General features: G+C 58.5%; 8 protein-coding genes and 5 pseudogenes. 2 read left to right on the top strand and 11 right to left on the bottom strand.

Going from position 1 to position 12,154, the window contains the following annotated elements:
* The 6 genes and pseudogenes from AC0L25_RS27770 to AC0L25_RS27745 all read right to left on the bottom strand — a co-directional run.
* Nucleotides 1–374 (bottom strand): annotated as a pseudogene (locus AC0L25_RS27770) (efflux RND transporter periplasmic adaptor subunit); the annotation flags it as partial.
* A gap of 201 nt (nt 375–575) precedes the next feature.
* Nucleotides 576–730: pseudogene (locus tag AC0L25_RS27765) on the bottom strand (SAM-dependent methyltransferase); the annotation flags it as partial.
* 1,306 nt (nt 731–2,036) lie between these two features.
* Nucleotides 2,037–2,381: pseudogene (locus AC0L25_RS27760) on the bottom strand (hypothetical protein); the annotation flags it as partial.
* A gap of 722 nt (nt 2,382–3,103) precedes the next feature.
* Nucleotides 3,104–4,057 carry a GDP-L-fucose synthase family protein gene (locus AC0L25_RS27755; RefSeq protein WP_473498006.1) on the bottom strand — a complete coding sequence of 318 codons (954 nt, stop codon included), beginning with the start codon at nt 4,055–4,057 and terminating at the stop codon, nt 3,104–3,106.
* A gap of 91 nt (nt 4,058–4,148) precedes the next feature.
* Entirely contained in the window at nt 4,149–5,246 is a 1,098-nt protein-coding gene (gene gmd / locus AC0L25_RS27750) for a GDP-mannose 4,6-dehydratase (protein WP_473598417.1), read from the bottom strand.
* Between the two features lie 142 nt (nt 5,247–5,388).
* The gene (locus AC0L25_RS27745) at nt 5,389–6,378 is read right to left on the bottom strand and encodes a nodulation protein NodZ (protein ID WP_473598416.1); all 990 of its coding nucleotides are present in this window, start codon (nt 6,376–6,378) and stop codon (nt 5,389–5,391) included.
* 466 nt (nt 6,379–6,844) lie between these two features.
* Here AC0L25_RS27745 and AC0L25_RS27740 point away from each other — a divergent pair.
* Nucleotides 6,845–7,571 (top strand): annotated as a pseudogene (locus tag AC0L25_RS27740) (beta/alpha barrel domain-containing protein); the annotation flags it as partial.
* Nucleotides 7,566–7,758: pseudogene (locus tag AC0L25_RS27735) on the top strand (aminotransferase class III-fold pyridoxal phosphate-dependent enzyme); the annotation flags it as partial. The pseudogenes AC0L25_RS27740 and AC0L25_RS27735, both read left to right, overlap by 6 nt.
* A 229-nt stretch (nt 7,759–7,987) precedes the next feature.
* Here the strand turns inward: AC0L25_RS27735 and AC0L25_RS27730 are convergent.
* From AC0L25_RS27730 to AC0L25_RS27710, 5 genes are all read right to left on the bottom strand, one after another.
* Complete coding sequence (locus tag AC0L25_RS27730) at nt 7,988–8,578, bottom strand: NodA family N-acyltransferase (RefSeq protein WP_473498000.1); 591 nt, start codon at nt 8,576–8,578, stop codon at nt 7,988–7,990.
* 484 nt (nt 8,579–9,062) lie between these two features.
* Nucleotides 9,063–9,800, bottom strand: coding sequence for a 3-oxoacyl-[acyl-carrier-protein] reductase (gene fabG / locus AC0L25_RS27725; protein WP_473598415.1), 738 nt, complete (start codon nt 9,798–9,800; stop codon nt 9,063–9,065).
* Between the two features lie 310 nt (nt 9,801–10,110).
* Nucleotides 10,111–11,319: a beta-ketoacyl-[acyl-carrier-protein] synthase family protein gene (locus AC0L25_RS27720; RefSeq protein WP_473497997.1), complete on the bottom strand. Its 1,209-nt coding sequence runs from the start codon at nt 11,317–11,319 to the stop codon at nt 10,111–10,113.
* Nucleotides 11,320–11,595 carry an acyl carrier protein gene (locus AC0L25_RS27715; protein WP_473498024.1) on the bottom strand — a complete coding sequence of 92 codons (276 nt, stop codon included), beginning with the start codon at nt 11,593–11,595 and terminating at the stop codon, nt 11,320–11,322. It abuts the gene before it with no gap.
* 97 nt (nt 11,596–11,692) lie between these two features.
* On the bottom strand, nt 11,693–12,013 hold the full coding sequence (locus AC0L25_RS27710; RefSeq protein WP_473598414.1) for a hypothetical protein: 321 nt from the start codon (nt 12,011–12,013) through the stop codon (nt 11,693–11,695).
* Between the last annotated feature and the right edge of the window lie 141 nt (nt 12,014–12,154).

Raw genomic sequence — 12,154 nt, 5'->3', positions numbered from 1 at the left:
AGCATCAGCACGAGGTCGCCGGTCTTGACGCGCTGTCCCTGCTTGACCGGCAGCTTGTCGATGACGCCGGCGACGCGCGTCGCCAGGACGGCGCGCTTGTCGGCTTCGGTCAGCCCGGAAATCCGGATGGCGCGGGCATAGCTACGCCTGGGCGGAGTTATGGTCGCGACGGTGCGCAAGGTCGCCTTGGGCTGTTCTGCCTCAACGGGCTTGGCCTTGCCGGCGTCGGCCGCCTTTGGCGGCTCGACCTCCCCCGCCTCGGGTTTGTCGGCGGCCGCGCTGCCGACCGACGAGAACTCGCCCGTCGCCATCCACGCAGCGAAACCGACAAGCACAACAATGGCTGCAAGCTTGTGAAACCTGTATTTCGGCATCGTCATTTTTCCAGTGCGCGGGGTTCGCCGGGCCGCGTCTTCTAACTCGGCGCGTTGCCGATATGGGTGCGTGCGAAAAGTTGATGGGTTATTACTTCGCTGGACAGGATGCGCCCGCCGTCGTGAGGCGCGCCGGACCAGCGCGGCCGTTCATCTGCGACATCACACTCGGCATCTTGTCCCACTCGGGGCAACCCCTTAATTGGGGGCTAGCCGCTGCGTAAAAGCGCCGGCAGCGCACCCGACTTCGAGCGCATTTGCGACAGGACCTTGCGCAAGTGACACCTGAGAATTTGCGTATGGCGCTCCCGCTCGAACGGATTGCCATTGAGCCGCCATGGATCGTCTGCGGCCATTTCTCGATTCAGCAGTTCATGATCGACTTTATGGGTCAAATTCACACCTCGCTAAGTCAGCAATCACCGACGCTGCAAAACGCCGTCAGAGATAGCGTCGGGACCCGGGCACGCTAATTCTGAAAGCGGGGCCGTTCGTGAGACCCGATGTCAAAACACCACCACGCTTCACCGTGTGGTTGCCCACCTCGTGCACTTCTGGGACCATTCAGCGAATGAGAGTCCGTTTGACGCGCGCATAGACACCGATGAGGAGGAACGTCCCGGCACTAATTTCCACTGTCTTCGGATCGTTGCCTTCTGTACTCCTATGGGCATAGGCGGTTGGTGCTCAGGCTTCTTCGTCCGGCGTGCCTGCAGGCCGAGGCACTTGATTTCGGTCACACTCCTAATAGGGTCGGCAAGATTGGCAAAATTGATTGTTCGGATGACAACCATCCACGCCCTAAACACATCGAAGGCGGAAATGGGCGTGGCTGGGTCCGCGCCTGTGTGGCGTTGGCCGACAAACGCTTTGCGGTGGGCGGGAATCCCGCACACACAGCGATTGAGACGCTGACGATCCGCAGTGGAAGAGGCTCGCGGCATTCAGCAGCCTCGTCTTCATCAAGCATGGATCCTACCCTGTGCATTGTCGATCTCGCAGATGCGATCGAGTTTGTGGAGGAGTGGCCGGAGGACCGCCGCAGTCTGATCCATGAACAGCCCTTCACCGGTGCTACCAGGCACAAGACGCCGCACGCCAATGGGCGTGGCCCGCGATGCCTTTGTCGGCTCCGCGAAGCGAGCCGCAATCCTGAAAGACCTCGAGGCGGCAATGCCGTGGATCGCTGCTTCCAATTCGGGCGGTGGACAGGTGCAGGTTCGTTCGGCCGTCCACCTCATTTTGTGCCGCATATGCCGGGTTGCCCGGTCGCTGTGTTGGGCAGGGCACGACCGATGGAGGCAGAATATCACCAGCTGCGCCGGATGCGGCTGACCATGGTGGAGAACGACGAGCGTGCAACCACGGAACCGGCTGCGCGCTACGCGGGTCGGAGGTCACGGCCATAAGGCGGAGGTCAACTTCGAAGGGAGCGCGGCGGTCCTCTCTCGTTCGAAGACAGAGCAGTCCCGACCGGATCGCTCGTAGAGGGGAGGCCATGCCATAATTGCACCGAAAGCCGACCCTGGCCGAACCAGGAACGCTTGAAAGAGCAGATCACGCTTGTGCGTATACAAGGGGCGGAAAGCGTCATGCTGTTCAATGGGATGGTGGATCCCGTGCAGCCGCGACCGCTCACATCGAACCACACTCGCCAGCTTATTACGACGCCAGCACGCTGTGACTGTGGTTCACCGCCTCAGCAATGGCCGCAATGCCATGACGGACAAAGGGAAGATGTTGGCCGAAGCGCAGCCCCACATGTCTTGCAAGCCGTGCAGCCGGGTGCTCGCTTGAGTAGAGTCCGACGAGAATATTCGTAGCATGGTAGAGCGGCGCCGCCGACAGGCGCAGTCGGCTTTCATATCTGTGGAGCATGTCGGGATCGGCAATGTCGCGACGGTCGCGCCATGCTGTCAGGATACCATGGGCGAGTTGCCTCGGGCCGCCGGGGCCGATGTTGAAGCCATGCGCGGTCACCGGGTGCATGCCAATGGCAGCGTCGCCTGCTCACCGCATAGGCGGTCACCTGCCACTGCCATCCCAGAGCGTCAGGATGCGCTGCGCGATAGCTTTGTGCGCTGCACACGCGCGCGATTTGTTCAGGGCAAGTGGTTCATCAACGAGACCCGCTGCTGCAGGAGTTGTAAACGCCCGCACCATGGCGCCGCGAATCCGCGCTTTGGCGCCATGACCTTGAGGCGAGTGAGTTCGGCGCTAACAACGCAGACTGAAGCAAGCCGATCAGCCAGGCCCATGCCGGAGAGCACGGCGACCAATGCCGTCAGCTACACCACCTAGGGGGACACGATCCTGGACACGATCCCGCCTGCGGTTAAGCGCGAGTTGAAAAGCATACGTCCACGTCCGCCATTACCGCATGCACCGCCTTGGATAAGGCCTGCCCCGAGGCATGGCGGGCCCCGGTTGGCGTTCGTATCGACGGCAGGTTCCTAAGCAGCGACTCCCGTGAGGTCGAGCAGTTCTAACTGGCGGCTTGAGTCGACGGCGCTCACGCACAGCCGTTCCAGGTGCAGCCCGTTATGCGCTGGGCAAGCTTTTGGGTGATCCTCAGCACCGCCGGTCGCAGAGAGGTCCGGTTTGCACCGTTGGCACAGGCCAATATTGCGGCCGCCTCAGATGTATGCATCCCTCTCTTCTGTTTGGCCTGACTGAACAAACTTGCACCCGGTCGGACACGCAGTCCAACCAGGATGCGCGCATCCACATCAAGCCCCATGAAGGCGAAGAAAATCCTCATACGTCGCTTGCAACCCGGCACCAAGAGACGTTTTGGCTTTCCAGCCAAGCTTACGCAAGCGCGTTACGTCCAGTAACTTGCGCTGAGTACCGTCTGGCTTCGTCGTGTCGAATACCAAATTGCCCTCCCAGCAGACCGCCGCCTTAACGAGTTCCGCCACCTCGCGAATTGTGACATCCTCGCCAACGCCAACATTAATCAGGGGCGCAGTGTCGGGGGCTGTCAAGGCGTCAAAATCCGAATCTGGCAGGCCAAGCAGGAACGCAATGGCATCGCCTATATCCGACGAATACATAAACTCTCGCCGAGGGTTTCCGGATCCCCAGACCCCCACCGAGGAGTCGCCGTTTATTTTAGCTTGATGAAAACGGCGTATCAGAGCAGGCAGAACGTGGCATTTTTCGGGGTGATAATTATCGCCGGGACCATATAAGCTGGTCGGCATCAACGCGAGATAGCGCGTCTGGTACTGCCGGTTAAAAGACCAGCATGATTCGACGCCTGCGATTTTTGCCAAAGCGAAGGGACGATTTGTCGCTTCAAGCGGACCGGTGAGAAGGTATTCCTCCCGTATCGGCTGCGGACAGTCGCGTGGATAGATACATGAGGAGCCAAGAAAAATCATCCGTTCGACGCCGGAAGCGTAAGCGGCATCAAAAACACTGAGTTGGATCGCGAGGTTGTTATGAAGGAAATCGACAGGAGAGCTAGCGTTCGCCATTATACCACCAACCTTTGCGGCGCACATAATGACGTAATCGGGCCGCCGCGACATGAAGAACCTGCGCGTCTCGGTCCGGTCAAATAGATCCAGTTGGTCGTGAGTACGTGTTATTATCTCATACGATCCTAACGCCTCGAGGGCACTCATTGTGGCGGATCCAACAAGGCCGCTATGGCCTGCCACATAGACTTTCTTCATCTTTTTGTTTCCCATGTGATAACGCTATGGACGCTCCTTAAGAAGGCCACCCTAACGCTGACAACAAGCCAGCATGGCGCCGCCGTTGTCATCATAACTCTCGTGGACTGTATGAATAATAACCCTGCGTCATCAGCACTGCGTCACGCTCTGCCATGCGCAAATCTTCCCGAACCATCTCCCTAACCAATTCAATGAAGGAGATTTTTGGCTCCCACCCAAGTTTTTCTTTGGCCTTGCGGGCATCGCCGAGAAGTGTCTCGACTTCTGCAGGACGAAAATAACGGGGATCTACTTTTACGATCAAAGCTCCCGTCTTTGCATCGTATCCCTCTTCGTCGACCCCTTCCCCAACCCAACGAACACCAATGCCGAGTTCAGCGGCCGCGACGGTGACAAATTCGCGCACCGAATGTTGCTCACCGCTAGCGATCACAAAGTCTTCAGCTTGCTCCTGCTGCAGCATCAACCACTGCATGTGGACGTAGTCTCGAGCGTGCCCCCAATCGCGAAGAGCATTAAGGTTGCCCAAGAATAGATTCGGCTGCATTCCAAGCTTAATCCGAGCCAGGGCGCGCGTGATTTTTCGCGTTACAAATGTTTCTCCGCGCGCGGGTGACTCATGATTAAATAAAATTCCGTTACATGCGTACAAGTTGTAAGCTTCTCGATAATTTACGGTGATCCAGTGAGCATACAATTTGGCAACAGCGTAGGGTGATCGGGGGTAGAACGGTGTCGTCTCGGTCTGTGGCGTTTCCCGCACCAGCCCGTAGAGCTCAGACGTCGAGGCTTGGTAGTAGCGCGTATGCTCGACGAGCCCCAGGATCCGAATTGCCTCGAGGATACGCAGCGCACCCAACGCGTCCGAGTTCGCGGTGTATTCTGGTTGTTCAAAGGAGACTGCAACGTGGCTCTGAGCTGCCAGATTGTAAATTTCGTCCGGCTGAACCAGTTGGATGACGCGCGTAAGGCTGGACGAGTCTGTCAAGTCCCCGTGGTGAAGTGTAAGATCAACGCCACTTTCATGAGGATCATGATAGAGATGGTCTATACGGCCCGTATTGAAAAGAGACGATCGTCTTTTTATCCCATGCACAGAATAGCCCTTTTCCAGCAGCAATTCTGCGAGGTAGGAACCGTCTTGCCCCGTGACCCCGGTGATTAAAGCGACTTTTCTCTTTGACAAGCTTGAATCCTTTTGATTTTGACGCGCCGAAGAAAATGCTCGCCTGCGGCAGGATTGCGTGGCGAGAAAGGGGCGCATTGGGCAGGGCGAACGGGGCCTCTGCGCGAAGGCAAGGGAGAGTTAGAGCGGGATGCCAACCCCTTCATGGGGTCGGGGAACGGTCGAAAGAGTTATCAATCAAGATCAAACGACGCGGGTCATTCAGATCGAATTCGACAATTCGTGGCACGAAGAGGCGGGCATAGCGGGAGAAGGCGCTAGTCGGAGGAAACCGAATTACAGTGTCGCATCTACCAAGGAGATACATCTCAACGAGAGCGGAAAAACCCCCGTCAATGCCCAGTGCTGCACTGTTTAAGGGGCCGGCCTGATCCGCTTGGAAGCGTTTTGGGACGGTGAAAAGTTCGGGAAATACGCCCGACAAGTGATCAACAACCTGGGCGCTGTCTGTACACAAGAACACCCTTACAGGCCTTGGATGCGGTTGCGCTTTGGCCATACGAATGGCAGTGCATACCTGCTCTAAGGCAACCTTTGGATCAGCCCAGTAAGGTGCGTGATCCATAATATCTCCGCCGTTGCCGTGGCGGACATGGACCCCAATTATGCTGTGCCCGGCAAAGTGTTCCTGGTAGAGCGCTTCAATCCGATCCTCAATTTCGACCCTCGGTCTGATGCTCCGAAATATCGTTCGCTCGGCTTGCTCATCGCAGCGCCACATCAAGCAAGCATCACACACTACCGTGTTGGCTTCACAATCATCTTGGGCCTGGAAAAGATCGTTAAGCTCGTCACGTTCTTGGAAAATCTGTTCATCCGGACGGTACACGCAGTCGATGGATGGCTTGTTCCACCAAGACGGGAAGAAGGGACCGGGGAATGAGACGTGGTTGATCTCGTCATCGCAAATGACCCGTACACCACCGATCTCTTCAATTGGCTTGAAGAAAGCCGGAAAGGCATTCGCAAACGGGTTGTCGAGGTAACAAGAGCCGCGCCAATCTATTGCTAAAGCCCGTCCCGTCCGATGTGCGTAGTCCCATGCCGACGCGAGAGACCACAAGCAATCACCGAGACCCTCGCGCCGTCGAGAAACAACGAACCGATCCATCTTTGAGCCATCAACAAGCATCTAAATTGCCTCTTTCCAAAACAACCACAAACCTCAGCTTTGCTGCTGCCTTTGAGGCAAGCGCCTGCGCAATTCGGGGAGCTTGTCGTGCTGCGCCAATGCGATGCAGCTTGCGTCGATCGCGGAAGTGCCTGGCCGCGATGGACGCGCGCCTAGGCTGGTATTCGGCGCACACCAGAAAATGCTCTTTGGAGCCAACGCAGACATCAACGACTTTCCCTAAAGGCTTACATCTTTGAATTCGTTCTATGCAACGTGCCGCAACATTCGTAAAATCGTCTGTTTCGATGAAACGCATCCACGTTGTGGATGGCTAGTGACCTGGGTTCCAGGGCGTTGACCTGAACCCTCTCGTTGTGCGTCACTGCTAATCCCAGCGGAAGCTTACGGCGGCAGCACGCAGCATGACCCAAGTCAGCCGGCCATGAGCGCGACCGCAACGACGACATCCGACGGAGCCGTTGACATGACTTCACTTGCACACTTCCTCAGATCATCATCCCTGCTGGAAGACCTGGGCAGAGCCGGCGATATCACGAGCGATGCAATTATCGCCGCCGATGCAAAGCCACGCTTTCGCTTAACGCGCGCCAAGCGGGCGTGGGTGCGGGGCTCGACCTGTGGCGTTTTCTTTCTTGCTCGTCGATCCAGCAATCGATGTGCAAATCCGGCGGCCGGACGGCAGCGATGTCGAGCAGGTCAAACCATTGCGATGGTAAACGGGCCGGCGCGAAGCCTGCTGAGCGGACCGCGCTCGATTTTCTGTGCCGTCTGAGCGGCATTGCTACGGCTACGGCCGCGTTGTTTGTCGAAGCGATACGCGGTCAGGCGCCAATACCGCTTCGCGCTCGACGACGCGGTGCTCAAGGACAACCACATCGCCATTGCCGGCGACATCCGCACCGCAATCGAGCGGGCGCCTAGCGCCATAGGTCACATGGTCAAGATCGAGGTAGAGGTGGACAGGCTGGACCAGTTGGAGATAGCGCTTACAGTGGGCGTCGACGGCATGCTCCTCGACAACATGTCGGTCGAGGAGCTTGCGCAAGCTGTGCCTATGTCGGGCGCAGCGCGATCACCGAGGCCTCGGGCTTGAGTAACGCGGGCGAGCGCCCGGCAATTGCGGCGACCGGCGTGGACCGCATATCGGTGGCTGGCTTACCCGCAGCGCGCCCATTCTCGACATCGGTCTCGTGCTCGGCGCCGGCGGCATGCTGATGTACCCGGCCTGGGTTCTGACCGAATTGAAGAAGATCACTGAGGCCTCCGGCACGCTCCTGATCGCCGACGAAGTGATGACCGGTTGGGGAGCGCACCGGAACCATGTTCGCCTGCGAACAGGCGAACATCTCTCCAGATATCCTGTGCACCTCGAAGGGCTCGATTTTGGGATAGTCGATGCCCGTCGATTTCAGGGTGACGGGATTCAGGTCTGAAACGTCGGTGCGCGGAAGCTCGCGCTCGGATCGATTTAGATCGCAGATCTGCACGCTAATTCAGCCTTGATCCACAGCTAATGTGAATGGGAACGCGTATTCAGTCCTAGTAGCTCTGCAAAAATCCTCCGCTCTGGTGCCCTCAGCGCCATCACCCGGCACTTCAAGATGTCTCATAGCTCCGGACCGTTCCGAACGATCAGGGTGCCGGACGGCCACTCGCTCATCGAGCGTCCAATCGGCACAACCACGACGAGCACGTCCTCGACGCGCGTGGGCGGCAGGTCAAGACACACATCTGCCAGAGTGGACCGCACGCGAACGCCCGACACAATAGCCGCCAGGCCGTCTCTGCAGATCCTCTCAAAATGGTTCCGCATTGCGTGCCGAACGGTGCCGAAAGCGAATGGAACCCCAAGCTGCTGCATTACTGGATATAGAACGCGCATTGAATGACCGATCCCTTGTCCCTCAAGATCCGGACGCACCCCGTACAACCCCAGGTCGGCCACCAGGAGGTCTACCTCGTCAACCTTGATGAAGCGGCGTAGTATGCCGATATGAGCCGCTACGCCGTGCGCGTCGTAACTGATTGCGCGGAGCTCCGGCCTCGCACCGGCCCAGCTACGGCCGCCTTCGAATGGCTCTGAGTTGGAGGCCCCAGTCGGTCCGTAGGTCTTTCGGAAGAACTCGGAGAGTTCGACATGGTCGGCCTGTTGCAACTCATTTTCCCAGCACAACTTCCACCGCACGTCAGAGTACATGGAAAAACCTCATCTTTGTTGCTGCTTTGTTGAGGTAAGCCCCTACGCATAGGGACGTTTGTCGAATCGAGCCGGGTCGATGTAGCTTGCTCAGATCACGGAAGAAACTAGCCGCAATCAAGATGCGACTCCGTTGTGTTCGGCGCACACGGAAGGCGTACACCAGAAAATGCTGCTCGGAGCCAATACAAACATCGTTAATTACCTTTTGGCTTAGATCCTTGATATCTTGCTAGGCGACGTTCTGCAGAATTGGCAAATCGTTTGTTTCCATGAATGCATCCACACCATGGATAGGAATAGCCCTGCGTTTCAAAGCGCTTGATCTAAACCTGCGCCCAAGGCGGCCTTTATCACACGAGGCTTCGACCCGGCCAGTTGCCCGACCGACCCGCTCGTCAGCTGCCGGCCCAATCGACTGCTATCTGGGACGGAACCTTCCTCCACCGTTGATACGCGTCCTCGTGCGCACTGAACTTTTAGGCTAAATCATTGCCATGCCGCCGTTCACATGAACGGTTTGGCCGGTGATGTAGGCGGCCTCGTTCGAGGCCAGGTAGACCACAGCCGAGGCGACTTCCACGCCGGTGCCCATGCGCCTGGCCGGAATCGCGGCCATGATCGCTTCTTTCTGCTTGTCGTTCAGCTTGTCAGTCATGGCCGATTCGATGAAGCCCGGCGCCACGCAGTTCACTGTCACGCCGCGCGTCGCGATCTCCTGTGCCAGCGATTTCGACATGCCGATCATGCCAGCCTTTGACGCGCAATAGTTCGCCTGGCCGGGATTGCCGGTTACACCGGACACGGAGGTGATGTTGATGATGCGGCCGTTGCGGCGGCGCATCATCGAATAGGTCAGTTCGCGTGTGAGCCGGAACACGGCGGTCAGGTTGACCTCGAGTACCGCGTCCCAGTCCGCGTCCGACATCCGGATAAAAAGCCCGTCCTTGGTGATCCCGGCATTGTTGACCAGTATGTCGACGCCTTCGAGTTCGGCTTCCGCCTTTGCGCCCAGCACCTTGACCTCGTCGCGGTTCGAGAGGTTCGCCGGAAACAGTTTTGTCCGCTCGCCAAGCTCGGCAGCCAACGCCTCGAGCTTTTCGACACGCGTGCCGTGCAGGCCGACGGTTGCGCCCTGCGCGTGCAGCGCCCGCGCCACAGCCTCGCCGATTCCACCGCTTGCTCCGGTGACGAGCGCGTTGCGGCCGGTCAGATCGAACATTTATCGATTCCCTTTCTAAGGACCGGCTTCGCACGGAAGCGGTCACTGGCGGCCCTGCGCCGTCCAGACATTATCGGGTACAGCTGCTGGACAGGCCTCGAGCCGAACTCGGAGGGCCTCGCTTAATCTTCCGGGTAGCGGTACGTCCACGTCGCTTCAACAGCTGAGAATTTTGCAAAAACGTGCCCCGGCTCGTCCAGCTTCCGCAGCGCATTCACCGAGGCGGTCCAAGGCCACGCCCTTCACAATCGTGATCCGGCAAAGATTTGGAAATGAGAGATAGAGTTACTGGAGGAATGTCGCATGGCTTCTACACCTGCTTGAACGCCAGAACTGCGTTCATGCCGCCCATGGCGAAGGCGTTGCTCAGTGCCACGCGCACCTTGCGCTCGCGCGCCACATTGGGCGTGACGTCGAGATCGCAATCGGGGTCTGGCTCGCGATAATTGGCGGTCGGCGGCACGACGCCCTCCTGGATCGCCATCACGGAGGCGATCATTTCAAGTGCGCTCGCTGCGCCGAGGCAATGCGCGTGCATGGACTTGGTGGACGAGACAGACATCGAATAGGCATGGCCTCCGAAGACGCGCTTGATCGCCGCCGTCTCGGTCTGATCGTTGGCCTTGGTGCCGGTGCCGTGGGCGTTGAGGTAATCCACGTCCTCGGCATTCAGCCCGGCGTCGGCAAGGCAAGCGCGCATGGCGGCCTCCGGCCCCTCGATAGACGGCGCGACGATGTGGAAGGCATCCGCGGAAAGGCCTATGCCTGCGATCTCAGCAAGCATTGTGGCACCGCGCGCCGCGGCATGCTCATAGCTTTCCAACACGGCCATGCCCGCACCCTCACCTATCACCACTCCCTTCCTGTCGGCGGAGAAGGGCCGGCAAGTATCCGGAGCGAGCGCGCGCATTGCTTCCCATGCCTTCATCTGAAGCCATACGAGTGGCGCCTCGGCGCCTCCGGCAAGCATCACGTCGGCCCGGCCGAGCCTGATCTGATCCGCCGCCGAAGCGATCGCATGGTTGGCTGATGCGCATGCGGAGGCGATGGCAAAGACCGGGCCGCGCAGGCCTAGGCTCATGCTGACCTGGCTGGCAGCGGCGCTCGGCAACCCCCTTGGTGCAGTGTAAATGCCCACACGCCTCGCACCGTCCAAAAAGAGGTCGCGGTAGGTTTCTTCGACCGTTCCCCACCCCCAGCCGCAGACGCCTACTGCCGCGCCGAAGCGATACGGATTTCCCTCGTCGCAGGAAAGTCCGGCGTGTTGCATGGCTTCGCGCGCTGCAAGCACAGCGAGCAAGCTGAGGCGGTCCATGGAGACGAGCTGGTTGCGGCCGATGTCGTGCTTCGGCAGCTCCTTGATCTCGGTACCGACAGTGCCCTTCATCTCATGAAGCTCGGAAGTGACCATCGGGCGGACGGCGGAGCGGCCTTCGCGCATCTCTTTCCAGATAGAGGCGGCGTTGTTGCCTAGGCCGCAAAGCCCGCCCATCCCAGTAATGACGACTCGCCTGTCCAATCAGACCTCCTTCGCGAGCAAACCGCGGACGGCTTCCACCATGTCGCCGACATTCTTGAGATTCGACCAGGCGTCGGCCGCGTTCATGTCGATCTTGATGTCGTAGGCCTGCTCCACATCCCAGAGGAGATCCGCCAGACCCAGCGAATCGACTCCGAGCGAGGTCAGTTCCGTGGCAGTCGTTATTTCGCCGATGATGGACGCACTCTCGCCGCTCTCCGATTCGACGCGGTTCTTGATCGTGGCAATGATTTCCGTCGCGAGTTGATCAGCCATTCTGTTCCTTTCCATAGCAATGCCTTTTGACGTGGGTGCGGCGCCATACCTCTGCCAGTCACGTCGCGAAAATCGTCCCTGACTAGGCTTGTGCCACTCACCAACAGCAATCGGAATAAAAAGACCGGATGAGTTCCGGTTGGTCTGCGGCGTAGGCATCCAACTGCAACTCATTTTCCTGGGGCAACTTCCATCGCACGTCTGAGCTCATGGAAATTTCTCCTTCGGGCTCTTTTTTCGCTAGCGTCACACGATAAGGGTAGCGGGCGATCAGGGCGTGTGAGGTGCTGTCAATGCGAGATTCCGGAAGATTGATAAAATCGTTTGTTTCGATGAGATGCATCCACCCTGTGGATAGAGATACATTCCAATGAACGGGCAAGCCTCTGGTTGCGGGAGATAATGCTACAGGAGACATCCCGCATGGCTCCACGCAAAAGCTCGGCACGTCTCGGGCGCTACTAGATGCTCAGCGCCTCACACTCGCTCTCTACGGTGCGACGAAGCGCGCTGGCGGTCGCGGAAGGCACAAAGGTTACCAATCCGCAGTGTGGATTCA

It is taken from the genome of Mesorhizobium sp. WSM4813, assembly GCF_055811555.1.
Note: the sequence above shows the minus strand (reverse complement) of the source record. Positions and strands in the feature narration are given on the sequence as shown.

Coding starts and splice junctions, on each gene's coding strand:
- AC0L25_RS27745 (WP_473598416.1), bottom strand. CDS start 6,378: ATGCTTGTTGATGGCTCAAAGATGGATCGGTTCGTTGTTTCTCGACGG.
- AC0L25_RS27715 (WP_473498024.1), bottom strand. CDS start 11,595: ATGGCTGATCAACTCGCGACGGAAATCATTGCCACGATCAAGAACCGC.
- AC0L25_RS27730 (WP_473498000.1), bottom strand. CDS start 8,578: ATGTACTCTGACGTGCGGTGGAAGTTGTGCTGGGAAAATGAGTTGCAA.
- fabG (WP_473598415.1), bottom strand. CDS start 9,800: ATGTTCGATCTGACCGGCCGCAACGCGCTCGTCACCGGAGCAAGCGGT.
- AC0L25_RS27755 (WP_473498006.1), bottom strand. CDS start 4,057: ATGAAGAAAGTCTATGTGGCAGGCCATAGCGGCCTTGTTGGATCCGCC.
- AC0L25_RS27710 (WP_473598414.1), bottom strand. CDS start 12,013: ATGTCTCCTGTAGCATTATCTCCCGCAACCAGAGGCTTGCCCGTTCAT.